The following is a 25967-nucleotide window of genomic DNA, read 5'->3' on the forward strand; positions in this document are numbered from 1 at the left end:
CTGATCTAGCCAAGCGATCTCGAGATTACAAAGGTGCGCGGAGCCATTTGGCAATGCTCGCAATCTCTCGCGCGTGGGTCTTAGCAGCTCGACCAGCGAGCAAAGCCAATGTCCACCTTGCGCGATCTGCCGCCCGGAAGCTGCCAGGCTGCGACCGGCCCACTTCCAGCCGTTCGGCATGCGGGACGCCAGGATGGCGGCTACTGCGCCGAAAGCGGTCCGACATCTTTTGGCATCATCACTAATGAAGCTGATTTGGGCAGTTAGCGAGGCGCGTCGATCGCGTTACACGGCCGCGAAATCCGGAGTTTGCGTCTGCGACCAAACCGGACGCAATGCTTGAACTTTGGAGATGGGCGCGATTGACCTGCTGCAAGCTGTATGCGAGCCATCGCTCGTGGGCGGGCCAGTGAAACGATACTCGAACAACGTCGTTACGACCGATCCCGACGATCATCAATGGGCGGTCGTTCTCGAGGCATGCGATATCGACGCGCTCGACGATGGCATGTTACGCCATGCGGTGGATGCGATCCGCGCCGCTTATGGCGAGCAGGAAATCCGCGACCTTGCCCAAAACGAACCGCTTCTCAACGTCCCCAATCCGGCCGAGGGCATCGGCGGCTTCGAGACCGATCATCTGATCAACGCCTTCCGGGCCTCGCTGCCCGATCCGGGGGCCGAAGGCGCCAAGCCCGTCCACCTCACCAATTACCGATCGGAGACCACCGAAATAATCGCGCGCGAAGCGCTGAGTGCCGTTTTCGGCATGGCCACACCACCGGCCCTTCATGCTACCAAAGGTAATCGCAACCAGCCGATTCTCGGGTTCGACGGCTGGAGCGTGATGAACAAATCTACCGGTGAGCTCGCGTTGGTCCTTATTCAGGTCAAGGGAACGGACGACGACAAGCGCCCCCCTGGCGAGGCGGCGAAGCTCATCGTCGAATGCGGAAAAGTCACGACCGAGATCGAGAAACTCAAGGGTTTCCTCATGGCGTGCGTGCTCCGCTGCAAGGATACTCAATATCGCTCACCGCTGCTCGAAATGGTCATCGAGCTCGAAAAGACTGGTAAGGTCGCCGATCTGGTGGTCGCGCCCGTGATCATCCGGGGGCTGGTCGATGCGGATCTCGACGACCTCTCAACGTTGAGAGCCGCCACGAGCGGTTTTGGTCATGCCAAGGCCCGCGGCATGACGCTTTCGCTGGGCGCAGAGCTGGGGAAATTCGGCCGAACCGCTATGGATGCGGCACGCCAGCATGACTGACGTCAAAAACATTCTCAACGCCAGCCACCTAGATACGTTGGTGTCAGCGCTCGACGATGCCGCATTCCAGGCCATACTCGATGCCAGCCGAAAGCCTCCGAGCGCCGACTTGATCGAGCTGAAGGTAGGCGCGCTGTTCGGTTACGAGGCATTGCTCGCCTCGACTGATCTTAGCTCGAGCCTGTTCGGCGCCGAGCCCCGCCTTGCGCGCGAAGCGCTTGACGGCAGCCAGCGTGTCTTCGAGCAATGGCAGGCATATATTTTCGCCGCGATCGAACGCCGAACGGTCGAGATGCGGGATCTGCTGCTCCTGACGGCGACCGGACTCGCGGCCCGCCGCCCGACCGAACTGCGCCAGTTGCTCGGGCTCGGCACCATCGATGCCTTGCTCAAGGACCCCGGCGGTAGCACTGCCTGGCCGCTGCGCGTGCAGGCGACGGTGTCTCGCGCACTGATCCTGACGGCGCGGCAGCGCGATCGGCACGATATTGAGGCGGCTCGCGCCTTGATAGCCAAGCTCGCCGAGCTCCAGGCCGGCGCCGATCGCGACTGGCTGGCGGAAGCACCGCGCGAAGATCAGGCCGCGCTCACCCTCCTCGCACTGTATCATGCCGCGCAGGCGACCGTCGCGATCGTCAGCTATTTGCTCGATGGCGAAGTGCGCGGCAAGCGCGGACAGACGCTCAATGTGCAAACCGAGCTCGAGATGCTGCTCAACAAGGCACATCAATACGCCGAGCTCTCTTCCGACCCCGAACTCATGACATGGACGCGGTCGATCGCGCTGATCGCGGCTAAGCTACGGTCGGATTCGATCTGGTCGAACGGTCTCAACATAACCCAGAAGATTGACGCTCTCATCCGCAACATGAGTGCGCGGGAGGGTGCAATCTACAGCATGCTCCCCTCGCAGCAGGAAGCGCTCAGCAACAACCTGCTCGACCCGCGGCAGGACGCGATCGTGCTGCAGATGCCGACCAGCTCTGGCAAGACTCTGATGGCCGAACTGGCGGCCGTCCAGACAGTTTCGAGTTACGAAGATGCCAAGATCGTCTATCTGACACCGACACGGGCGCTCGCGACCCAAGTCAAGCGCACGCTCGGCGCCGATCTTTCGGATCTCGATATTCTTGTCACCGCCGCCGGCGGCGCGTTCGAGGAAGATCCCTTCGAGCTGGCGCTCCTCGAACAGGCGAAAGGCGTCGTGGTCTCTACGCCAGAGAAGCTCGATCTGCTCTTGCGTGCACATAGCGACTGGTTCACCGGCGTGCGCCTGATCATCGTCGACGAAGCGCATCTTTTGAAGGACGGCGAACGCGGCGTTCGCCTCGAATTGCTGCTTGCCAATCTACGCCGCGAGCACACGCATATCCGTCTCCTGTTGCTCACGCCCTTTGTCGAGAATGCAAGAGACGTAGCCGACTGGCTGAGCGCCGGGCGCAGCCACGAAGTCGGCGTCCAGTGGCGGCCGTCGCGACTGATTGTCGGCCTGACCAAGCTCACCGGACGCGGGAGCACGCGCGCGATCGAGATCGAGTGGAAGGAGCCCCACCGCCCAAGCAATGCGATCAGTTCGACCCGGCTGCCGCTGACCGAAGCGGAGCGCGAGGAAATGAAACCGCCGTCGGCGCGGGCGAACGCCGTGATCCTGAGCAAACGGCTCCGAGCTTTCGGCCCATCGTTGGCGATGTTCCCGGGCTCGCGGCTCAACGCCGAGGTCGCCGCCCTTTCGATGGCCGCCACCAACCCAATCGTGGATGCAGCTGCAGCCCCTCCTGAATTCAGGGTCGCGATTGCCCTTGCAACCGCGGACTATGGGACGAATAGCGATCTCGTCAAATGTCTCAGCCGTGGTGTTGCCTTTCATCATTCGGCCTTGAGCGGCGAGTTGCGGTATCTCGTCGAGCGGCTCGCGACGCTCGGCGTGCTCGATTTCATCGCCGCCACGACAACGCTTGCCCAGGGCATGAACTTCCCGGTTTCGAGCGTCGTCATCCATTCGGTCACGAAGCCCCGCTCGGGGCCGTTGTCGGCGGGCGAGTTCTGGAACATTGCCGGGCGCGCAGGTCGTGTCGGCCTGTCCGAGAAAGGCGTCGTCGTCTTCGCCAATCCCGAGCATCGCGAGGACTGGGAACGCTACACCACCTATTTGAGCGAACGGATCGATTCCGCGCTCACCAGCGCGATCGGCCGGATCAACGAATCCGACACGATCAAATGGACCTACAAGATCAACGAGGGGATACGTCCCTTCATTCAGTATCTGGGCCATGCGGTCGCAAGCCTCGGCGTTCGCGAGACCCAGACCGAGCTCGAGCGGTTAGTCACGGCGAGCCTTGCCGGAAAGTCGGCTGAGACGCGCCACGCGTTGATGCGGTTGGCGCGGCGCTACGTGTCCGAAGTGTCGGGCAAGCAGTCCGGCTATATGAAGGCGGCCGACCAGACCGGACTGGCCTCCTTCAGCTTCGATGAGCTTTACGCCTCGATCGGTAGCGATCCGGTCCTGACGCGCGGCGACGCCTCCGAATTGCAGGCGCGTGACGGCTTGAAGCATCTAATCGACGCGTTGGTAAAGCTGCCAGAGCTGTCGCTCGCGCTCGAGAAAGGACATGGGGCGATCAACACCCAGCTCGTCGCCGACGTCGTCCATCAATGGATGAACGGCGCGGCGATCTATGAGATCGCACCCGCCTTCACGGGCAGCGACGAGGCCGAGCGAATTCGCGAAGCGGGCAAATATGTCTTCGGAAAGGTCTCGCAGACAGTGTCGTGGGGCGCCCATGCCTATCTGCGCGGCCGCGACATGATGACCGGCGACCAGCAGTCGCCCGATGACGAGCGCCGGATGTTGCCGGCCTATATCCAGTATGGCGTGAATGATCCGGGCGCGGTCTTGGCATCGATGTTCGGCGTGCCTCGTCAGGCAGCGACCGGCATTGCCGCCCAATATCACGCACGGCACGGCGTTCTTAAGCCCGGTGACAATATGCGCTTCCGAAGCTTCCTCGAGGGCAGTTCGATCGAGGTCTGGCGCGGCGCCGTGATGGGATCGCGCGTCGATGGCCTGGTGTCGGCGGAGGACCTTCGGCAGGTCTGGCGTGACGCTCAGGGCCTTCGTGCCGTTGGCGGCGCGTCAACGGTCTGACGCTTGCCGATGCCGACGAAACCTCTCACCCTCCCCAACGGCAAGACCTTCGTATCCCGCGGTGCGGCCGAGGCTCACTTCCTCGACATGCGGTGGCGGTATCCGCTCAACACGCCGATCGACGATCCTGCCGATCATGACGACCTGTTGAGCCTGCTCGAGCGATATGACGAGGCGATCCAAGACGGTCCTTCGAAAATCGGCACCGGTATTCTGCATTTCGAGACACGCCTGAACCGCACAAACGGGGGCGCGAATGTCGGCTTTTGGGCCGTTCGGCAGAACAATAGCGAAACCGACTTCAGCATCATCAAGGCGGTCGCCGCCAAGGGTTCGACCGAGGCGCAGCAATTTTCCGATGCGTGCCGCGTAGCGCTCGCTGACGATTTGAACGAGGCCAAACGCGTCCATTTCGAAACCTGGGGAGACCCCGCTGGGACGGTCGAATGCGAAGCAACGGGCGCGCGCATCGAACGGTCTCAGGCGCGCGCCGATTACGTCATGATGCCAATCCGCGACATCGTGAATGGCTTTCGCACCGCTAACGGTTGGGCCGAGAAACTACCGACCGGTGTCATCACCAAGCCAAACGACGCACAGACGATTACGCGATTTGAAGACCCGATCGCGGCGGAGGCGTTCAGGCGCTATCATCACGGCGTCGCACAAATACGCATCGTGGCCAAAGATGCCTCGGCGGATAAGTTGCGTGCAGGACGATCCACGCCTCCGAAGAGACCTCTTAGTTTTTAAGCGCCTACCACCGGCTACGGTTGCCATTATTGCAATCGAATAATCGCTTCCCAGCCACTAGCCGGCGTTCATCGCAATCCTGGGCGAATGACCGCTTTCGGCACCCGTGGCAGCGCCCTCCCACGACCGAATTGGGGCGCAGAGCTGCCAGTTCGGTTCGGCTGAACGAAGGTCCGCTTCTGCCGCCCCCCCCCCCCCCCCCCCCCCCCCCCCCCCCCCCCCCCCCCCCCCCCCCCCCCCCCCCCCCCCCCCCCCCCCCCCCCCCCCCCCCCCCCCCCCCGCCCGAAAGCGGTCAGTCAGCTCTCCACCATAAACGCACGTCTGGCCTTCCCCTTATTTTCGCCAGCTATCAGCCGGCTTCGGCCGGCTTCGGCAGGATGGGCGGCGTGCTATCAGAGTAGGTCAGCCAGTTTCGCCAGATCGTTGCGGTGCGAGCTTTAGTGAGGTTGATCCGGCAGCCCAAATTCATGGCACCGCGGATCGTGCCTTGGCCCCACGACTCGTAGACGGCCTCGCACTCAGCGTCGCGGTAGGCGATCCACGCCCGTTCCGCCAAGCGCAGCTTCGCCAGCGCGACCGTATCCTGTTGCTCCGTCAATCGCTTCGTTGCCGCCGCGTAATATCGATTGAGCTCGGTATCGGCGCGTTTGAGGTCGGCGGCGAGGCATTGCTCGACATCCCGCGTCGTCGAGCCGTCGCATGGGTTTCCGGCGGCCAGCAGCAACGCGGTGATGATGATCGACATATCTCTCCTTCCCCTACGGCCAGTCGATGCGCTTCGACCTATAATGTTTCGACCCGACCAGCCGCATCCGGCTCCCATGCGATCGACCAGATCGTCACCCGGTCCACCAACACCTGCACGGCCCAGGCGGCTACCGCCAGCGCCGCCCACGGCCATCCGCGCGTCAGCCACACGTCGAGGTGGAAGCCGTTGGCCGGCAGCGTTAGCCCACAGGCGATGACGGCCAGCCACTTGAGGCTGTTCATCGCAAACGACGCGCCGCTCATGATCCACAGCTTCGCGCTTGACGATCCCGGCCGCCATGCCGCCCACAGAAGCAGCGCAGCAGGCGCGCCAGTCCCGACCCACACCGTCCAATCCGGGCCAAGGGTCACCTTCGCGACCTTCGCGGCAACAAACGACAGCGCGCACAGCAGCAGGATCAGCGGCAGCGCGCGGAAGAAGCAGTTGGTGTTGAGCACGCCCACCAGCATCATTAGCCCGACGATCGCGACGGCTCCGATGAAGGCGATCATGATTGTGCGCCCTCAGAAGGCCGCGCGGTCGGTCTTGGGCGCGGCGTCATCGACGGCCGCGGCAAAGGCCCGCTCACGGTCGCGGTCTTGATCGGTGCCGTCCTGCAGTCGGATGGTGTTGTCGTTGTGGACCACCGACGCCGTAAGGTTCGGCAGCGCCCCGGGCCGACGCTGGAACGGCGTGATTGAGCCGCAAACGGACTTGAGCGGCGCGCTGCACCAGGCGAGCGTCATGCCTTGGTCGCGGCTGCCGTCGGGCTTGCCGTATTTGGCGACGACCTGGCGCAGGAAGGCGTCGCCCTTCATCACGTCCTGCGGCATCGTCAGAAAGACGCTGGTGACGGTCGACCCACCGACGGGCGCGGCGGTCAAGCTGACGGTGATCGTCTCGCGGTTCGGGCCGACGCCTTGAAGCTGTGTCATCACCCGATCGCTCATCGCCGGCGACGTGGCGGCACCGGTGCGACGCTGCGCCGCCTCCGCGCGGACGCGGGCCGCAAAGCTCGGGCCATAGCTCACGCCGTTGGTCGCGGGCATCGCATAGCCGGCCTTCACCAGCGCGGCGCGTGCCTCGCTCGCCGACATGCCGAGCCTAACCCCGGCAACGTCGAGCGGAAATGCCGGCGTCTCCACGCCATTGACGGCCGGAGGTGTCGCCGCAGCCGGCGTCCCAGCGGCGGTGGTGGCGGCGATCACGATGGCCGCGGCGGCGAACATCTTCTTCATGGTTCCTGCTTCTTGTTTCGGTCAGCGGATGGCGATGGCGATGAAGCCGGCGGTGTCGGACGCGCCCGCGACATGGCTTGCGTCGAAGGCACGCGCGACGCCGAACCGCAGCGAGGACGTGGGCGAGAGCGCGGTCGCCCAGCCGAGTTCGAGATCCAGTTCGCGAGCATCCGGGGCGAGATCGACCGCGACAGTGCGGGTCGCGAGCGCACCGCTGACGAGGTCGAACGACACCGGAGCCAGCAGCATCGCACGGGCGCGCTCGACCCGCAGGGGCGACGACATGCCGAGCGTCGCGCGGCCGCCGAATAGGCCGCGCGCGCCTTCGAGCGCGAAGGCGCTACCCATAAGCGGTCCGCCGAAACGCAACAAATCCGAGCCCCCCGACGCCCGGGTCGAGGACACAGTCGCGCGCGCGGTCAGGTCGACGCCTGCCAGCCTATGGCGATAGGTCACCGTCGCTAGTGTGGTCCGCGCGCCGGCCAGCCCAAGCGTCGCGTCGCCGCGCATGCCGAGCACCTGACCGCGTTCGGCAAGGTCGGACAGTTCGACCCCGAGGCCGAGCGGCATGGCGAAGCCGATGACCTGTTGCCGAAGACGCCCGTCCCGAGACGTGCCGCTCGAGAAAGAGGCCGACCAGCCCCCTCCAGACCATGCCGACATGCTGCCGACCGGCATCGACGCGATACCGCGCAGCGGCGAATTCGCCAGCCCGCTTCCGCCGCCGATGGCGACGTTGGTGACGAGCGTCACCTGCTGTCCGGCGGCGGGCGAGAAGGAGACGACGGCCGGCACGGTGGGACGAAGCCCTGAATAGGCGCCGACGTTGGTCGCGAAGCCGAAGCGCGCGGCCTCGGCTTGTGCCGCGCGCCACGACACATCCGTCTGCGTGACCATCGCACCGGCAAGCAGACCCGACCCGCGAGCGCGCACGCCGGCCGAGCCGGTCATCCCGTAGTCACGGCCGTAGCGGTCAAACACCGTCATGACGCCGACCTGTCCGGTCAGCGTTGCCGCCGCGGCCGATCCGCCGAACGGCGCGGAGGTCGTCAGCGACGAGAAGCGCGTCAGCACCGCATCAGCGGCAGCGAAAGAGGAAGCCGGCGCGTGCGCCTGCATCGCCTTCTCGACGTTGAGGATGCCCGCGCCGAAGACCGCGTCCACGCCGGGCGCCCCGGCATCGGTGGCGGTGTCGAGCAGGATGCGGCTGATCGCCTTGCCGCCCAGCTGCGGCCAATATTGCTTCAGGAGCGCCGCCGCTCCCGCAACCGCAGGCGCGGCGAAGCTGTTGCCGGTGACGCTGACCACGTTGCCGTCCTTGTCGACGACCTGGACGTTGTTGCCGCCGGCCGCGAGCATCCGGTCGGCGAGCGGCCCGGCGTTGCCGTTGGCGCTGCGCGGGTTGCCGTTCTGATCGACCCCGATCGCGAACAGGAACCAGTCCTTGTTGGCGCGGTCGGTGCCGACGAAGTTCTCCGCGAACTGGCCGGTGAAGCTGTCCTGCCCGGTCGCATTGTCGACCGAGTTGACCAGCAGCCGGTCGGCGAGCCGTACCTGATCCATCGCGGCGCGCTGGTCCTGCGCGATCTGCCCCGTGCCGAAGCCGTTGAGCGACAACACGCTGATGAACGCACCCTTTTCGACCGCATAGCGGATCGCAGGCGCGATCAGCATCGCGTTTGCGCTGCCGCTATCGGGGATCGGGCCGGTGCTGCCGGCGGTCTGGCCCGAGAGGTCGGCCCCGACGATCTTGAGCGCCAGCAGCGTCGACTCGGGTGCCAGCCCTTGCGGCCCCGATCCGTTGCGCGCAGCCAAGGCGACCGAGGCGACGGTCGTGCCGTGGCCCTGTTTGTCGTCGATCGCATAGGGCGCGAGCGTTTCCGCCGGGCAGCTCCCGCAGCGCGCGACGCGTTGTTCGAAGCCGGTGCTGTCCGCCGAGATCCGCCCGGCGAACTCTGGCGTCGTGCGATTGATGCCGGTGTCGAGCACCGCGATCGTCACGCCCTTGCCGGTGATGCCGCGGTCATAGGCGTAAGCCGCTTTGGCGATCACCACGGCGCCCGAGGCCTTGTATTCGGCGCTTTCGGCAGATGTTGTCGGCGAGGGAGCCGGGCTAGGTGCGGGCGTCGGCGCCGGAGTCGCTGTCGGCGGTGCGGTTGACCCGCCTGAGTTGACGCCGCCTCCGCCGCCACAGGCGGCCAGCAACAGTCCCGCCGAGATCACCGACATGTTCGCTATGCGCGCGCTACTCCCGCGCTTCCGTCCCTCTGCACCCAACGCCCGAACCCCCGTTCGCGTCGGTGCCGGTCGGCTCCAGCCGGCGGCACCGCCCCAGTTTGCGAGGCGGTGCCGGCCCGAAAGCCGGAAGTTGAGAACCCGTGACAAGACGAGCGCGAACGCTTGTGGGTTAGCTGCTGCCCAGGCGACGGCGGGAGGCGTATCCTTTTTCGGTCAACGGTGACGGGAAAGGAGCAGGTCATGTCGAAGAAGATCGTGGCGCCGGCCTATGTCGCGGCGATGGCGCGGGCGGAGGCGGATCCGGCGGCAGCGCGGTTCTGGGTCGGGCTGGACATCGGGTTCAAGAGCACGGCGGTATGCGTGGTCGATGTCGACGGTGCGGTGGTCCACCAGGTGTCGATGAAGAGCCACGCGACCGAGATCGGCCGCTACCTGCGCCGCAACTTCAAGTCGCACGTAACGCTGATCGGCATGGAGACGGGCGGCCTGTCGCCGCACCTAGCGGGCAAGCTGCGCGAGCAGGGCTTCCAGGTGGCGGTGCTCGATGCGCTCCAGGTCCACCGGGTGCTGTCGGTGAAGCGCAACAAGACCGACACCAACGACGCGCGCGGCATTGCCGAGATCACACGCAGCGGCCGCGACTATCTGACCGAGGTCTACGTCAAGTCGAACCTGTGCTTCGAGGTCCGGGCGTCGCTGATCATGCGCGACCGCCTGGTCAAACAGCGCCGCGAGACCGAGGCGATGATCCGCGGGCTGGTCCGGGTCTATGGCGGGCGGATCGAACCCGGCAGCGACAGCCCGGCGACGTTCCGCGAACGGGCCATCGACCAGTTGTGCCTCATTGCCGACACCGAAGGCGTCGACCTGCGCCCGCGCATCATCCCGCTCCTCGATCTGTGCGAGCGCTTCTACATCGAGGCCGGGCGGATCGAGCGCGAGCTGGACCTGCTCGCCGCGTCCAGTCCGGTGTGCAAGCGGTTCATGGAGATCCCCGGCATCGGCACGATCACCGCGCTGTCCTTCTACAGCGCGATCGAGGACCCGACACGGTTCCGGCATGTCGACGATGTCGCGGCCTATCTCGGCCTGACGCCGCGCGTCTACCAGTCGGGCGAGAGCCTGACACATGGCGGGATCAGCAAGATGGGCAACCAGCTGACCCGCACGCATCTAGTCGGTGCCGCGACCGTGATGCTGGCGAACACCAAGTCGTTCAGCACGCTGAAGGACTGGGGGATGAAGCTCAGCAAGCGGGTCGGCTTCAACAAGGCCAAGGTCGCACTCGCCCGCAAGCTGGCGATCGTGATGTTCAGCCTGTGGCGCGACGGCACACACTTCATGGCCAAGGCCGCCGACGTGGGGCCGCACCGCGACCTGATGCAGGCGCGTGCTACCGCATAGACAATTCCAGGTTCACACCAGGTTCGCCCGCACAAGAGCGGCGAAACCGTCCTCCCGGGAGGCGGAGGGACAGGAGACTTCGGGCCTAAAGGTGAGGTGGCGACAACCTCGTGACGCTTGTTGAAGCTCCACCCTTTGCACGTGAATGCCCATATTGCGGCAGGCGACAGGCCCAACGGCCATACCACGCGCCCGACCGCGAAGAGACTGTTGCACTCCGGGAGTGATGACGGGTGATCTTGCAAAGATCCGCGAAGGAGCAGATCATGAAGTAGTAGAAGAAGTCGGGATATCCCTCACACCGAGGGGCAGCAGCTAGAGACTTTAGGCCCAAAGGCCCTGGACATACGCGTCCGCCTCCCGGCCGAAACTGGTTCGACCGGGCATACGGCTACTTGTCATCAGGGTTCTCACGCCCCGGCCCACCTGCTGGTGAGCGGGCGCAGGTTAAGCGATCTGCCTGCCTGTCGGCAACGCAAATCGTCGCGACCTGATGTCGGGTATTGTTGACATGGTAAAGGGACGTTTACTTTTGTCGCAAGCACACGACATTCGTCGTGCGTTGCCGCGAAGTATTGGAGCCTGTTCGCTCACAATCCGGCCAAGTATTGACCGGGCGCATGCGGCTGGTCATATCGACCAGGATATGAACCCTTTTGGTATCTGATGTTGATCGCGGCGCTCATCGAGGCCCGCAGGTCGTCGGGCGTGTCGCAATCCACGCTAGCGGCACGCCTCGGCGTGCCGCTCCAGAAGATCAAGCGGCTCGAACGAGGCGTCGGTTCGGTCGAGACCCTTGTCGCGGTGATGACCGCGACCGACTTCCGGCTGACCGGTGTCGGGCCGGGCGACACCCTTGGTGCAAAACTGCGCGCCAGCCGGCTTCGGCGTGGCTGGACGGTGGAGAAGGCGGCGTCACGCGCGGGGATATCGCGCACGACGGTCGCCAGTCTCGAAGGCGGCAGTGGATCGGTCGCGAGCCTGCTCCGCCTGTTGACCGTGATTGCGCCGAAAGCCCGCCGCCGCGCCATGGAGCGCGCTCATTGGGGCGAAGGCGACAAGGCCGACCGCGACATCCGCTTCACGCCGCCCGAGTTCCTGGCCAGGATCAACGATGCGTTCGGCGCGATCGACCTCGACCCGTGCGGTCATGCGCTGAGCCCCGTAATCGCGAAGCGCCGCATCCTCCTGGAGGAAGGCGGCGACGGGTTCGTCGACGACTGGTCGGGCGGGCTCGCCTTCGTCAATCCGCCCTTTTCCCAGGCGCTGCGCTGGCTGAAGCACGCGCATCAGCAATGGTCGTGCGGGAACGTGGGCAGCATCGTCTGCCTCGTCCCCGCGCGCACCGATTCCCGCTGGTTCCACGAGACGCTGACCGTCCAGGCCGACATCTTCCTCCTGCTGGGCCGGGTCCGTTTCTCCGACATCCGCGGCCGGTCGCAGCATACGCCTTTCTCGTTGATGCTGGTGGCGTTCGGCACCTCGGCGCAGCAGCGGGCGCGCTGGGCGGAACTAGCTGAGGGGTATTGGCTGGCCCGCTCACGCGGGCTCGCCTCACTGCCAGATCGGCCAGTCGTTGATGACGACGCGGCCTGCGACATCGACGCCGCGCTCGACCAGCCGGCGCAGGCGCGCCTCGGCGCGGGCGATGCCCTGCTCGGCGTCGGCGGGCTTGAAGGACAGGTGGACGATCTCCGCCGGCGCGAGGCGGAAGCTGCCGCGGACATGCGGCTGCGGCAGCAGCAGCGCGCGCGACCCGGTCTTCGACAGCCACAGCCGACAACCGGGATGTGAGAAGCAGATCCGGTCGCGCGGCACGAAGATCGAGATGTCGGTCATGATGGTCTCGCCCGCCTGGTGCTCGAAGCTGAGGTGGACGAGGTCGGCCTGCGCATCGCAAGCCATCTGCCCCAGCCGCAGCCGCGCGAGCTGATCGAGGCGCTCACCGGCGAGCAGCGCCGCGGACGGCCGCAGCGTGCGGTTGCCCAAGAGCATCGTGGAGACGGCAGCGAGGTGAGTGCGGGCGGCGGCGGTGTTGGTCATCTGGTTCTTCCCGATTTCGTCCCCACCATCGGGGACACTCCATCGGTTCATCCCTTTCAGGCGGGCACCGGTCCGCCCCGGCCAGAGGCACCCGCGACGCCTGTCGCGGGTGCTCGGCGGCCTGCTCAGCCGGGCGTGAAGCGCGGCTCCCACTCGTCGCGGAACGTCTCCCACTCAGCCTCGAAGGTGGCCTGCGCCTCCCTGGCGACCAGATCACGATGCAGCTCGCCCCAGCCGCTGGCGCGGTGGACCCGTGCCAGCACCACACAATGCGCGTGCGGGCGGCGTGCCGACAGTTCATCGGCCGGCATATGCACGACGTTGAGGCTGGTCAGCCGGCGCTCGAGCGCGAGATGCTGGAGCGCGTACGTGCCGACCAGCGACAGGATGTCCGCCGCCTGCCAGCCGTGATCGAAGCGCATCGTCAGCACCGTGGCCAGCAGCTTCTGGTGCGGCTTGATCCTGCCGTCATAGCCCTCGAACAAGCCCTCCAGCGCATCCGGCTCGATAGCCACACCGGGCGCGGGCACCAGCCGGCTGGTCGTGCAGGTGATCGGCCACAGCCCGTCCGGCCCCCAGGCTGCGTCATCGGGCTTGCTCGGCTGGAGCTTGGCACGCGCGAGGTCGGCGGTGGTGTTGCGCTTGCCCTTCGCCTTCGGCCGCAGGAGGGCGAAGCCGAAGTCGGGAGTCGACCCGAGCGGATCGTCGAACAGCATGTCATCGGCATCGGCCGGGCTGATCCACGGGAGCGCGGCCATCAGCGGTCCCCCCACAGCTGCGCGAGGAAGGCGTCGGCCCGGTCGAGGCCGTCGATCGCCTCCTGGTCGTCCCGCGCGGGCGGATGCGACGCGACCTGCAGCCGGCGCTCGGTCAACTGCATCGACAGGTGCGGATCCTCGCTGTCGTGCGGGTCGGGGACCAGCCACGCCTTGCCATGCGACGACAGCCAGAGCCGCCGGCCATGGCACCAGACGTTCTCCTGCCGCCCCCACTGGCCGTAAGCGATATAGAGCGTGCGCCGGCCTTCGCTCGACGCCTTGACGACGAGTGCGTCGCAGCGCGCTTCGCGCATGCCCCTGTCGACGATGGCGAGATCGCCGCGCGTCGGCTCGATCGACGGAACCAGCAGCAGATCGGCGGAGGCGGCGTAGAACCATTCGCTGAACGGCGGGCGCAGCAACAGCCGGGTCGCCGGGTCCGATTGCCAGCCCACCAGCGTGGCGAGCGCCTGGGTCGCGGTCAGCGCCCGCATCTGCGCCAGCGCCCGCTCTTTGGTCATGATATACACAAGAAAGTCCTTGGGATTATGCGGGAGGTGGCGGGCTGCACGCCACCCTTCCGCACCTTCATTTTCGCCTTCACGGCACAGCCGCAGGCGTTCCCCAATCTTCCTTCCGCCGGCCCCGGCGGGTCTTCCCGGATGCGCGCGACGGGCTAGCGCTCAGGGCCCCTGGTGGGCAGGCCGACCGGTGTCGCAGAGCTTGTCGGCCCCTTCGGCTTCGCCGCTACGTGCCCGACCTCGGCCGATACGGCGGCGCCCAGCCTATGCATGGTGCCTGGCACCGGATTCAGACGCTGTGCGTCCGTCGCAGCCCGCGTCAGCGCCTGATGAACGTCGGGATGATCACCCCAATGCCGCAAGAGAAAGCGGATCGACTTCAGGTCCGAGATGCCTTCCAGATCAGGGCCGTGCGCCTTTATCGCGTCGAGCAGGCGCTTGATCTCCTTTGCCTGCAGGGTGGCGATGGCATTCAGGCGCTTCACGATCAGATACCGGAACTGGATGTTTTCGAGCAACGTCCGGTCATCCGCCGACAGCGCGGCAGCGCCGGGCTTCCCGGTCGCGGCGAGGATCGGAATTCGCTCTCTGGCAATGCGGTCCAGCAGCGCGTCGATGCGCTCGCGCACGTCAAGCGGCGGTCCCTTATCGAGCCGTGGGGCAATCGCTGGCGAGGGGTTCGGGGCAGCACTCCTGTCCTCGTCGTTGGCTGTTCGCCCGGCGGCATCACTTGCGTTGGCGACCATTTGTCCGGCCGGGGCTCGCCGCGCTTCCTCGCGTTTCACGGGTCGCGATGTGCCGGTCCATGCGCCTACCAATTTCAGCGATGGGGCCGAAGCGAGCGCGCCGACGGTTCGAAACGCCTGCTGCTCCGAAGACAGTTCGACAGGCGGCGAGAAATCCAGACCGGCCACCAGCTTCAGCCGGGCCTTCGCGCGTGCGAGTTCCGCCAGCCGGGCGTCGATCGCGACCTGTCGCAGGTGCAGTTGGCCGATTGCCTTGGCCGCCTCCAGAATGTCCGCTTCGCCAGCAGCGATGGCGGCCTCGACCTTGGCGAGGTGCTCCTCGGCCTCCCACCGGCGCTTGTCGATGGCCGCCCGATGCGACGCGCTTCCGCCCGTTTCCACAAGGCACCGGTCGCAGTAATCGAGCGTCGCCTGCGCCCGGGACCGCGCCTGCTGGCGGAGCCGGTCGTTCTCCCATGCGAGATCGCGGGTTTCCTCCAGCGCCCGTAGCACGGCGCGGCGTTCCCGGATCAGATCGGCACCGGCGGGCGATCCCGCGACGCTTTTCGCCAGCGCATCATCCTGCTGTTGCCACGGCTCGAAGAAATTCTCGGTCCGTTTCCGTTCGGTCAGCGCGGCATATTGCCAGCTAGCCGCGGCATTGTAGCGCCCGATTACGGTCGGCACGCCCGCCCGCTCCAGTGCGGCGGCACGGGTGCCGAGGTGTATCTCGGCCTCCTTTGCGATCCCGAGCGCCTTGTGGGACCGGGAGTCGATCCGGCGCTGGATACCCCTGAGCGCCAACCGCTCGTTAGAGATGGCGGCGAAACGTTCGCGCAGGTGGGGCACGAAAGCCTTGCCGGCGATCGCGGCGTTGTAATGCGCCGGCTGCTTGTCGGGCGCGATGCTGCGGGTGACTTCGACGATCTTCTCCTGCCGGTGCGGATAGCGGATGCGCGTCTCGCCCTTCCGCACGAATTCCTCGGTAACCTCGAAATCCCATTTATTGTGGTCGGCCAACCAAGTCGCCGGGCGATCATGTGCGATCACGTGGAGGTGAAAGTTGCGCTTGTCGTTGCCCGGCCCCGGCGCGTGGATCACCGCCGTATACATCATGCCCGTGGCTCGCCCTTCCGCATCTCGGGCGAAGGACCCGAGATGGTTGCAGAAGTCGCGGACGATCGCCGCACGGTCGCTGGGTCCAAGTTCGTGGGGCAGTTCGGCGACGTAGCGATACTGCGTGCGGCCGGCGGAACCGGGTGTATAGAAGACCGGCGGTTCCTTTTCCGGCCAGCCGGGTACCTGCCGCAGCACGCCGAGGATGGCCTCACAGGCGTCGTGCTCGACGTGATAGCGTTTCGCCTTGAACGGCTTCCCCTTCGTTTGACTGGTCGCCCAGCGCTCCCGCTCGGAGCGGCAATGGACGACGAACGCCGGCGGCAGTTCTGACGCCACCGCCTCAAGCCAGTCTCCGACGCCGCCGGCCCTGATGGTCAGCCCCGCATGCCCCTGCCGCTCGCAGCGGTCGACCGCTTCCCAATAGGCACGGCGGCGATCCGGATCGTTCGATATGTTGCTGAAGACCAGCGCGTGATCCGCGACCTCGAGCGCATCACTCCGCTCAACATAGCCGGCGTGATCAAGCGCCGACCCGATTTCGACGGCGTCGATGCGCTCGACATAGGCCGCATGGTTCGCTGCCAGACCGCCCGCCCTTGCCGCGCCGGACGAACGGGTCACGCAGCAGGCATGGAAGTGGAAGCTGGTTGTCATCCCGTCTGCCGCCCGCGGACGGCCGGGACATGGCAGCGGGGCCCCGAAGTCGGCGGCCATCGTCCAAGCGCCGCGGCCGCTGGCGGGTCGCTTTGCGGCTTCCTCTTTCGCCTGCTCCTTGATCCGGACCCGGCCGATCTGGAGCAACTGCTCGTCTTCCTCGCGGGCGCGCAGCAACGAGGCAAGCCTGCCATTCGCCGCCTCGATCTTCTGGCTGATCGCCCGCTCGCCGACCATCCCACGCCTCCGGCACGCCGTTCCGATGGCGTGATGGTATCAGTGTGGAATGGATCGGCGCCAACGGCCATACCCCCCATCGACACGGCAGCCACCGCCTTCCGGATCACCCGCCCGCGGATGAGGAGGACCGCGCCAGCAAGGCGCCATCCGGACCCGGCGATCGGGTCCGCGCACCAGCGTCGCTCGGGTTTACCCAGCGACGCGGAATTGCGCCTGAAATTTCCTTCTCCGCGGTCATGCCAATGCAGATTGATGGCCGATCGACCGACCTGCCTTTCGGCTTCCCGCTTGCCAACTGCGCTACAGCTTGAAGCAGTGCTCGCGGTGCCAGTTGAGAAAGTGCGGATGTGGCCGGTCGCCCCGGCGGTCTGGCAGGATCGCTCGCCCGCTCGGGTTGATAACCGAGCGGATGCTGTCCGGATCGTTCGCCTGGCGCGAGACCAGGATGCGGGCGTCGTCGGCCAGGCTGATGAGCCCGCGGTCGAACATCCAATGCGCCGTGCCGGAAAGGGCGAGGCCGTTGCTGACGATGTCGGGACCGCCAGCCTCGACCGGTCGGATGTGCGCGGCCTCGACCTCGGCCCGCCCGCCGCCGTTGATCAGCTTGAGCCCCGTGACCGCGCACCGCTCGTCATAGGCGCGCAGCACGATCCGCCGGAAAACGCGGTCACGCACGACGCGGGAAACGAGCATGCTCACCCGCTCGCGCGTCTCGTCGAAGCCGAAGGGCATTCGCTCCTCTCGGACCGCCGACGGCGCTTCGGAGGCGCCGACCCGCGGCAACAGCGGATTATCTTCCGCCAGGCCAAGGCCGACGATGCGGGCGAAGTCGGAGGCGGACAGCCCTCGCACAGCCGCCTGGGCCCGACCCGAGATACGGCCAGCCTCGTTGAGCACGCCGCGTTCGATCACGACGCCATCAGCGTCGGCGAAGGGAGCCGGGTTCGAGAAATCGAGGTAACTGCCGGGCTCAATTAGCGCGAGGTACATGCCGGGTGCGCTGGGGTCGGCAACTACCTGCTCAACCTTCGCCACGGCGAAATACCCGCGCGTGCCGGGCACTTTGCGCGGCTCGTAATACACAATCCAATCGCCGATGCAGGCGCGGACCCGGCTGAGATACTGCGGGGGGAACTGATAGCGCTCGGCCGGCGTGTCATCGTAGATCGAGTCCGACCGGTGAATGAAGACGCCGAAAGCCATACGGATACTTAGCGCGGGCAGACACCGCGTCAAACGAGAGCCTGACAGCACGTCACTATCCCGAGCCGCCAGAGGTTGGCCCATGACAGGGGGCCTCAGATTGCCTATCCTTCACCTGATGATCGAAGACCCGCCGATACGGGTCATGCAGCACCGGACCTGTCGCCCCCAATGAACGCCGTAGAGATCGAAGAAGCCGTATCCGACCTCGTCCAACAGCCGTTCGACGCCGCCGAATTCCCGTTCCAGTTCATCACCGCGTTCGGCGCCAAGAAGGCGACCGTCGACCGCCTGCGCGCGACGAAGAACGGCACCAACCAGTCCGACGTCGGCGGCGTCCTGCAGCGCAACAACATCCATATCGGCATCGCCCCCGCCGGGCAGGTCGGCGCGACGCTCGCCGCCCTGCGCGCCAGCCCCAAAACCACCAGCGCCAAGGCCAAGTTTATCCTCGCCACCGATGGCGAGACGGTGGAGGCCGAGGATCTGGTCGGCGGCGACGTCATCGCCTGCGCCTACACCGACCTGCCGCGCCACTTCGCGACCTTCCTGCCGCTGGCGGGCATCTCCACGGTCAAGGAGATCAAGAACAACCCCATCGACGTCAAGGCGACGGGGCGGCTCAACAAGCTGTATGTCGAGCTGCTTAAGGACAATCCGGACTGGGCGACCGAGGAGCGGCGGCACGAGCTGAACCAGTTCATGGCGCGGCTGATCTTCTGCTTCTTCGCCGAGGACACCGGCATCTTCCGCGAGAACCAGTTCACCGCCACCATCACGCAGATGAGCCATGCCGGGCACGGCAGCTGTGACGAGCAATGGGGCAACACTCACGAGGTGCTGACCGCGCTGTTCCGCGCGATGGACACGCCGGTCACGCACGAGGGCAATCTCGACGACCGCTATCGCCGCGCGGCGGGCATCCGGCCCTATGCCGACGTCTTCCCCTATGTGAACGGCGGCCTGTTTACCGGCGCGACCGAAAGCCCGCGCTTCAGCCGCACCGCACGCGCGTATCTGTTGCGCGCGGGCGAGCTGGACTGGAAGGAGATCAACCCGGACATCTTCGGTTCGATGATCCAGGCGGTCGCCGACGATGGCGAGCGCGGCGAGCTGGGCATGCACTATACCAGCGTGCCCAACATCCTGAAGGTGCTGAACCCGCTGTTCCTCGACGGCTTGCGCGAGCAGCTGGAGGCGGCGGGCGACAGCCGCCAGAAACTGCGCAACCTGCGGCGGCGGCTGGCGAACATTCGTGTGTTCGACCCGGCGTGCGGATCGGGCAATTTCCTCGTCATCGCCTACAAGGAGATGCGCGCGATCGAGGCGGTGATCGTCGAGCGGCTGGGCGGCGAGGCCAATCTGAAGCTGGACGAGCGGCGCAGCGTTATCCCCCTGAGCAATTTCTACGGCATCGAGATCAAGGGCTTCGCCGCCGAGATCGCCCGCCTCGCGCTGCTGATCGCCGAGTTCCAGGCGGACTGCCTGTACCTCAGCCAGCAGGAAGCGCGCGCGATGGTGCTGCCGCTGCACAAGACTGGGCAGATTACGGTCGGCAATGCGTTGCGGCGGGATTGGCTGGAGGTGTGTCCGCCGGTGCGGGTGACGGCGGGTGCGGAGCATGACCTTGGCGGACCGACGGGGCGGCTGGCGCTGGAGGCGAACGGGCTGGGAGAGGGCGCGGGTACAGAAACATATATCTGCGGTAACCCGCCCTATGTCGGCAGCACTTGGCAAACCGCTATCCAAAAGGCGGACTTAGAGGCAATCTTCGGCAGTCGAACTGATCTCTGGAAGTCACTCGACTATGTCGCGGGCTGGTTTATGAAGGCCGCCGATTTCGGCACAAGAACGACCGCGGCTAGCGCCTTCGTAAGCACCAATTCCATCTGCCAGGGTCAGCAGGTGCCTATCCTGTGGCCCCTCATCTTTGCAACCGGTCGCTCGATCGCCTTTGCACACACGTCTTTCAAGTGGGCCAATTTGGCGAGCCACAACGCAGGTGTGACTGTCGTCATCGTCGGGCTGGCCGACGAGCGAAAAGGTGCTACTCTTTTCGCTACAGACGGCAACGGCATTGTTACCACCAAGGCCGCGGATCACATCAACGCCTATCTTGTTGACGGTCCTGATGTTGTTGTCGGGAAGTCACCATGGCCGATCAGCGATCTTGCGCCGATGGATTTTGGCAGCAAGCCAGTAGATGGTGGGCATCTTCTGCTGGACTCCGCGGAGGTCGCCTCGCTTAACCTCACCCCGGATGAGCAGGCGCGTTTCATTCGCCGCCTCTACGGCTCGTTCGAGTTCATCAACGGCGTCATCCGTCACGCCATCTGGATCAGCGACGCGGACGAGAAAGACGCTCGCCTGATCCCGACTTTGGCGGCGCGTTTTGCTAAAGTGTCGGAGATGCGCGCGGAGAGTTCCAAGTCCCGGACGAGAGACGGTGCGCGCTGGCCCTACCGGTTCGATGAAAGACGGCAGAGCGGACGCGAGCAATTGATAGTTGTGCCTGCAATAAGTTCGGAGAATAGAGATTATCTCCCCTGTGGAGTTCTTCCGTCTGGTATAATCATAAACAACAAGTGCTATGCACTTTATGATGCGCCTATGTGGAATATGGCTTTAGTTGCATCTCGGATGCACTGGGTCTGGATCGCTACCGTCTGCATGCGTATGCGCACCGACTTCTCCTACTCCAACACCCTTGGCTGGAATACCTTCCCCGTCCCCAAGCTCACCGGACAGGACAAGGCCGACCTCACCCGCACCGCCGAGAACATCCTGCTCGCGCGCGAGGCGCATTTCCCCGCAACCATCGCCGATCTCTACGACCCGGAGAGTATGCCAGACGACCTGCGCCGCGCGCATGACGAGAATGACGAGGTGCTGGAGCGCATCTATATCGGCCGCCGCTTCCGCAACGATACCGAGCGGCTGGAAAAGCTGTTCGACCTCTACACCAAGATGACGGCGAGCCAGCCGAAGCCGAAGAAGGGCAAGAAAGCCGCATGACGCGCCTGTTCCGCATCACCGAACAAGGGCTGATTGAAAGCCGCCGCAAGCCGCTCGATCTGGAACGCCGGATCGAGGATTGGGTGGCGCGCGACCTCAGCCTGGTCGGCGTCGACGGCTTCGTCATCGGCCGTCAGGTCGCGACCGATCACGGCACGCGCATCGACCTGCTGGCGATGGACGAGGACGGCAACCTTATCATCATCGAGCTGAAGCGCGACCGCTCGCCCCGCGACATCGTCGGGCAGGTGCTCGACTATGCATCCTGGGTGCGACACCTGACCACCAAGGACGTGCACGATCTGGTCCGCACTGCCACCGGGAGATCGCTGCCGGACTTGTACCGCGACCGTTATGGCAAGGCGGTGCCGGAGACGCTCAACGCCTCGCACCAAATGATCGTGGTGGCGAGCGAGGTCGACGAGGCGACCAAGCGGATCATCGAATATCTGTCCGAGGAGCATGACGTTGGCATCAATGCCAGCTTCTTCAACATCTTTGGCGACCAGGGCCATGAATGGCTGACCACCGACAGCCTGCTCGACCAGGAAGAGGTGAAGGACCGCGCTGTGAAGAAGGCGAGGGCGCCTTGGTCGGGGCTCTATTATGTCACCGGCGGGGCGGAGGAAGACCGGCCGTGGGAAGAACTGCGCCAGCACGGCATCTTCAGCGCCGATGGCGGCCGGCACTATACCAATCAACTCGACCGGCTCGAGGTCGGCGCGCCAATCTTCTATTATCAGAAGAAGACCGGCTATCTCGGCTTTGGCCGTGTCACCACGCCCAAGACGCTCGCATCGGATTTCGTGCTGGCGGATGGCCGCAAGCTGACTGATGTGCTGCCGACCCGGTATCTGACGCAGTTCAGCGATGATCCCGATCGCGCGGCCTATGTGGTCGGAGTCGATTGGCAGCGCACCTATCCCCGAAACGAGGCCAAGACGTATCAGGGCATCTTCGCCAACCAGGCGATCGCCTGTAAGATCTACGACCAGCAGACCGCTGACTTCCTCCGCGAGCAGTTCGGCCTTGGGGCGGACGAGGCGACGGCATGAGCAAATTCGAACCGGGTGGCGACGCCAAGGCCATCTCGCGGATCGCGTCCGAACGATATGGCGGCTTCGCTGCCATGTTCGAAGAACATCATTGGGCGGAGCGCGGATCCGACATGATGCGAAAGGTGCAGACGCGGGTGAAGGAGCATTACGGCTCCGTCGCCGCCTTCGTCGACCATCACGATAAGGCTGACCAGTGACCGAGAACCGACCTATCCCCGCCGTCCGCCTCGTCACCGGCCAGACCGGCGCGTCTTCGAGCGCCAACGAACTCGGCATGCGGCCGATGCAGGCCCGCGCCTATGCCCATCGCGGCGAGCAATATCTGCTGATCAAGTCGCCGCCGGCCTCCGGCAAGTCTCGCGCGCTGATGTTCATCGCGCTCGACAAGCTGCACAACCAGGGCATTAGCCAAGCGATCATCGTGGTCCCGGAGCGCTCGATCGGCGGCAGCTTCGCCGACGAGCCGCTGTCGGCGCACGGCTTCTGGGCCGACTGGACCGTGAAACCGCACTGGAATCTTTGCAACACACCGGGCGCCGACGACGTGAAGGTCGCCAAGTCGAAGGTGAAGGCGGTCGGCGAGTTCCTGGCCTCGGACGACACGGTGCTGGTCTGCACCCACGCCACCTTCCGCTTCGCCGTCGACGAGCTGGGGATAGAGGCGTTCGATGGGCGGCTGATCGCGGTGGACGAGTTCCACCATGTCTCGGCGAACCCGGAAAACCGGCTGGGCGCCCAGCTGGGCCAGCTGATCGCGCGCGACAAGGTCCATCTGGTCGCAATGACCGGCAGCTATTTCCGCGGCGACGCGGTCGCGGTGCTGTCGGCGGAGGACGAGGCGAAGTTCACCACCGTCACCTACACCTATTACGAGCAGCTCAACGGCTATCGCTATCTGAAGACGCTCGACATCGCGTACAGCTTCTACACCGGGCGCTATATCGACAAGATCAACGACCTGCTCGACCCCGCGGTGAAGACGATCGTCCACATCCCCAGCGTCAACAGCCGCGAAAGCACCAAGGACAAGCATCGCGAGGTCGAGGAGATCATGGATCACCTCGGCACCTGGAAGGGCACCGATCCGGTCACAGGCTTCCACCTGATCGAGACGGCGGCGGGCGCGACGATCAAGGTCGCCGATCTGGTCGATGACGACCCCGCCAAGCGCGACCGCGTGGCGGCGGCCTTGAAAAGCCCGGAGGCACGGAGCAACCGCGACCATGTCGACGTCATCATCGCGCTGGGCATGGCGAAGGAGGGCTTCGACTGGATCTGGTGCGAGCACGCGCTGACCGTCGGCTACCGCTCCAGCCTGACCGAGATCATCCAGATCATCGGCCGCGCCACCCGCGACGCGCCGGGCAAGACGGTGGCACGCTTCACCAACCTGATCGCCGAACCGGCCGCTGCCGATGACGTGGTGGCCGAGGCGGTCAACGACACGCTGAAGGCGATCGCCGCCAGCCTGCTGATGGAGCAGGTGCTGGCGCCTCGCTTCGACTTCACGCCGAAGGATGCTGGGCCGAAGGACGGGTTCGATTATGGTCCTGACGGCTATCAGGAAGGCCGCACCAACGTCGGCTTCAACGAGGAGCGCGGCCAGTTCCATTTCGAACTGAAGGACCTGCTGCTGCCCCGCTCGACCGAGGGCAAGCGCATCTGCGCCGAGGACATCAACGAGGTCATCACCAGCTTCATTCAGGACAAGCAGGCGATCGAACGCGGCCTGTTCGACCCCGAGGTGGTCCCGGAGGAGCTGACCCAAGTCCGCATGGGCAAGATCGTCCGCGATCGCTATCCCGACCTCAGCGAAACCGATCAGGAGGCGATCCGCCAGCACGCCATCGCCGCGCTCAACATCACCCAGCAGGCGGCGAAGATCGTCACCGTGACGGCGACCGACGATGGCACGGGCGAGCTGAAGGCGAACACCTCGTTCGTGGACGGCGTGCGCAAGTTCATGAACGTGCGCGAGCTCGACATCGACCTGATCGACCGCATCAACCCGTTCGAGGCCGCCTATGCGATCCTCGCCAAGGCGATGAACGAGGGCACGCTGCGTCAGGTGCAGGCCGCGATCTCGGCGCGTAAGACCACGCTGACCGAGGAAGAGGCGCGTGCCTTCGCGATCCGCGCGGTCCAGTGGAAGCGCGAACGCGGCCGCGCGCCCGAGGCGACGTCGCAGGATCCGTGGGAGCGCCAGTTAGCGGAAGGCGTCGCCGCCTTCGCCCGCTTCCGCGCCAAGGCCCAGTCCGCAGGGGCCGCCGCCAATGGCTGACATGACCGACGACGATATCCTCGCCGAACTGGGCGTCGATCTGGCGCCCAAGAAGGTTCACGCCCGCACGCCGCGTGAGGAGCGAATCATCGCGGGCTTCGAAGATATCGTCCGCTTTCGCGAGGAGTATGGCCGGGTGCCCCAGCACGGGCAGGGCCGCGACATCTTCGAGCGGCTTTACGCCGTGCGCCTCGACCGTCTGCGGGCACAGCAGGACTGCCGCGAGTTGCTGGCGGACATGGACGTGCACGGCCTGTTGGACGGCGCGACCAATACCGATGCAATCGACGATCTGGACGACATCGCGCTGCTGGCCGAATTAGGTATCGAGCCTGAAGCGACGAACGACATCACCCAGCTGCGCAACGTCCGCTCGAACGCCGACCGGAAGGCCGCCGAAGAAGTGGCCAGTGCCAAGCGCTGCGAGGACTTCGCGACCTTCAAGCCGCTGTTCGATCAGGTGCAGGCTGACCTGGAGGCGGGCGTCCGCACGACCCGGCCATTCGTGCGCGACCTCGGCATGTCGAAGGCCGACATCAAGCAGGGCGAGTTCTTTATCGTCGGCGGACAGGTCGCCTATGTCGCGAGTATGGGCGAGCCGATCGAGGCGCCCAATGGAGAGACAGACGCTCGCCTGCGCGTCGTCTATTCCAATGGCACTGAAAGCGACCTGCTGCTCCGCTCGCTCCAGCGCGCGCTCTACAAGGACGAGGGCGGCCGCCGCATCACCGAACCGACCGCCGGCCCACTGTTCGAAGAAAAGGGACCGGCTCAGGAGGAGCCCGATCTGCTGTCAACGGGCACACTCTATGTGCTGCGCAGCCGCTCGACCCACCCGACGATCGCCGCACATCGTGATCTGATCCACAAAATCGGCATCACTGGCGGACCGGTCGAGGCACGTATTGCAGGAGCCGCCGATGACGCGACCTATCTGCTCGCCGAGGTCGACGTCGTGGCGACGTACAAGCTCTTTGACGTTCACCGCACCCGCCTAGAGGCGCTCATTCATCGCGTTCTGAACAAAGTCCGGTTCGACGCCGAAATCCCCGACCGGTTCGGCAAGCCGGTGCGCCCACGCGAATGGTTCCTTGTGCCACTACCCATCATCGACGAGATCGTGGCGCGCATCGCAGACGGGACGTTGGCAGGGATGATCTATGATCCCCAGTCCGTCGCTCTAATCCCGGCGAAATGACGCCAACTGGCCGATGCAGGGGACCAAAATTGGTTTACAGGCTGCTTGCTAAGCTATTGATTTCACGATGGCTGATTTAAGCCGGTTTACAGCAGAAACGGCAGTTTTCCGCCATTTCCTGTAGCTTGGGAAGCTTCTGCTCTACCATTGAGCTACACCCGCGGAGTCGACCTGCTTGGATCGGCCGCAGCGACAAAACTGATCAGCTCGTGACCGTCCTGCCGTCTAGGCCACGTGGCACGGTTGCACGAGCATAGTCAATGGGATTGCCGCCTCTGTGACTAATCGGCCCCGGTCCGATGTGAGTTCATACCGGTTTCGGCATCAGGCCGGGCTACCCTCTCAGACGGAGATAG

Annotated in this window: 18 protein-coding genes; 10 read left to right on the forward strand and 8 right to left on the reverse strand. The window is 65.3% G+C overall.

The features are described 5' to 3' along the window. The first annotated feature begins 352 nt into the window (after window positions 1-352). The 3 genes from BMW51_RS05250 to BMW51_RS05260 are packed head-to-tail and all read left to right on the forward strand — an operon-like array spanning window position 353 to window position 5168. On the forward strand, window positions 353-1270 hold the full coding sequence (locus BMW51_RS05250) for a hypothetical protein (RefSeq protein ID WP_093004134.1): 918 nt from the start codon (window positions 353-355) through the stop codon (window positions 1268-1270). Further along, window positions 1263-4415, forward strand: coding sequence for a DEAD/DEAH box helicase (locus BMW51_RS05255; RefSeq protein WP_177171541.1), 3153 nt, complete (start codon window positions 1263-1265; stop codon window positions 4413-4415). Before BMW51_RS05250 ends, BMW51_RS05255 begins: the two co-directional genes overlap by 8 nt. Window positions 4416-4424: 9 nt before the next feature. Beyond that, window positions 4425-5168, forward strand: coding sequence for a DUF3223 domain-containing protein (locus BMW51_RS05260; RefSeq protein WP_143051802.1), 744 nt, complete (start codon window positions 4425-4427; stop codon window positions 5166-5168). A 349-nt stretch (window positions 5169-5517) separates the two neighbouring features. Here BMW51_RS05260 and BMW51_RS05265 read toward each other — a convergent pair whose 3' ends face one another. The 4 genes from BMW51_RS05265 to BMW51_RS05280 are packed head-to-tail and all read right to left on the reverse strand — an operon-like array spanning window position 5518 to window position 9209. Continuing rightward, window positions 5518-5913: a lysozyme inhibitor LprI family protein gene (locus BMW51_RS05265; RefSeq protein WP_093004140.1), complete on the reverse strand. Its 396-nt coding sequence runs from the start codon at window positions 5911-5913 to the stop codon at window positions 5518-5520. 38 nt (window positions 5914-5951) lie between these two features. After that, on the reverse strand, window positions 5952-6428 hold the full coding sequence (locus BMW51_RS05270) for a hypothetical protein (RefSeq protein ID WP_093004142.1): 477 nt from the start codon (window positions 6426-6428) through the stop codon (window positions 5952-5954). A 12-nt stretch (window positions 6429-6440) separates the two neighbouring features. Then, window positions 6441-7154 carry a hypothetical protein gene (locus BMW51_RS05275; RefSeq protein ID WP_093004144.1) on the reverse strand — a complete coding sequence of 238 codons (714 nt, stop codon included), beginning with the start codon at window positions 7152-7154 and terminating at the stop codon, window positions 6441-6443. A 21-nt stretch (window positions 7155-7175) separates the two neighbouring features. Then, window positions 7176-9209: a S8 family serine peptidase gene (locus tag BMW51_RS05280; protein ID WP_093004147.1), complete on the reverse strand. Its 2034-nt coding sequence runs from the start codon at window positions 9207-9209 to the stop codon at window positions 7176-7178. 423 nt (window positions 9210-9632) lie between these two features. Between BMW51_RS05280 and BMW51_RS05285 the strand changes: the two genes are divergently transcribed. Together BMW51_RS05285 and BMW51_RS05290 are read left to right on the forward strand one after the other, a co-directional pair. Continuing rightward, the gene (locus BMW51_RS05285) at window positions 9633-10796 is read left to right on the forward strand and encodes an IS110 family RNA-guided transposase (protein WP_093004149.1); all 1164 of its coding nucleotides are present in this window, start codon (window positions 9633-9635) and stop codon (window positions 10794-10796) included. 666 nt (window positions 10797-11462) lie between these two features. Continuing rightward, complete coding sequence (locus tag BMW51_RS05290; protein WP_093004151.1) at window positions 11463-12590, forward strand: DNA N-6-adenine-methyltransferase; 1128 nt, start codon at window positions 11463-11465, stop codon at window positions 12588-12590. Window positions 12591-12964: 374 nt separating this feature from the next. Here the strand turns inward: BMW51_RS05290 and BMW51_RS05295 are convergent, their stop codons facing one another. The 4 genes from BMW51_RS05295 to BMW51_RS05310 all read right to left on the reverse strand — a co-directional run bounded on the left by BMW51_RS05295 (window position 12965) and on the right by BMW51_RS05310 (window position 18059). Next, window positions 12965-13597, reverse strand: coding sequence for a hypothetical protein (locus BMW51_RS05295; protein ID WP_093004153.1), 633 nt, complete (start codon window positions 13595-13597; stop codon window positions 12965-12967). Continuing rightward, window positions 13597-14127 (reverse strand): hypothetical protein, encoded by a 531-nt coding sequence (locus tag BMW51_RS05300; protein WP_143051803.1) that lies wholly within the window; start codon window positions 14125-14127, stop codon window positions 13597-13599. Before BMW51_RS05300 ends, BMW51_RS05295 begins: the two co-directional genes overlap by 1 nt. Window positions 14128-14273: 146 nt before the next feature. Then, complete coding sequence (locus BMW51_RS05305; RefSeq protein WP_093004157.1) at window positions 14274-16853, reverse strand: MobA/MobL family protein; 2580 nt, start codon at window positions 16851-16853, stop codon at window positions 14274-14276. A 303-nt stretch (window positions 16854-17156) separates the two neighbouring features. Then, entirely contained in the window at window positions 17157-18059 is a 903-nt protein-coding gene (locus BMW51_RS05310; protein ID WP_093004159.1) for an HNH endonuclease, read from the reverse strand. A gap of 171 nt (window positions 18060-18230) precedes the next feature. Here BMW51_RS05310 and BMW51_RS05315 point away from each other — a divergent pair, with 171 nt between their 5' ends. From BMW51_RS05315 to BMW51_RS05335, 5 genes are read left to right on the forward strand one after another with little or no spacing between them, the layout of a single operon-like run. Beyond that, window positions 18231-21074: a class I SAM-dependent DNA methyltransferase gene (locus BMW51_RS05315; RefSeq protein ID WP_093004161.1), complete on the forward strand. Its 2844-nt coding sequence runs from the start codon at window positions 18231-18233 to the stop codon at window positions 21072-21074. After that, window positions 21071-22129: an endonuclease NucS domain-containing protein gene (locus BMW51_RS05320; protein WP_093004163.1), complete on the forward strand. Its 1059-nt coding sequence runs from the start codon at window positions 21071-21073 to the stop codon at window positions 22127-22129. The genes BMW51_RS05315 and BMW51_RS05320 overlap by 4 nt, the downstream gene beginning before the upstream one ends. Next, window positions 22126-22329: a hypothetical protein gene (locus tag BMW51_RS05325; protein ID WP_093004165.1), complete on the forward strand. Its 204-nt coding sequence runs from the start codon at window positions 22126-22128 to the stop codon at window positions 22327-22329. Before BMW51_RS05320 ends, BMW51_RS05325 begins: the two co-directional genes overlap by 4 nt. Then, on the forward strand, window positions 22326-24413 hold the full coding sequence (locus tag BMW51_RS05330) for a DEAD/DEAH box helicase (RefSeq protein WP_093004167.1): 2088 nt from the start codon (window positions 22326-22328) through the stop codon (window positions 24411-24413). Before BMW51_RS05325 ends, BMW51_RS05330 begins: the two co-directional genes overlap by 4 nt. A gap of 1 nt (window position 24414) precedes the next feature. Beyond that, window positions 24415-25611: a GIY-YIG nuclease family protein gene (locus tag BMW51_RS05335; RefSeq protein ID WP_342723398.1), complete on the forward strand. Its 1197-nt coding sequence runs from the start codon at window positions 24415-24417 to the stop codon at window positions 25609-25611. Window positions 25612-25967: the final 356 nt, after the last annotated feature.

The organism is Sphingomonas palmae (assembly GCF_900109565.1).
Taxonomy (GTDB): Bacteria; Pseudomonadota; Alphaproteobacteria; order Sphingomonadales; family Sphingomonadaceae; genus Sphingomonas; species Sphingomonas palmae.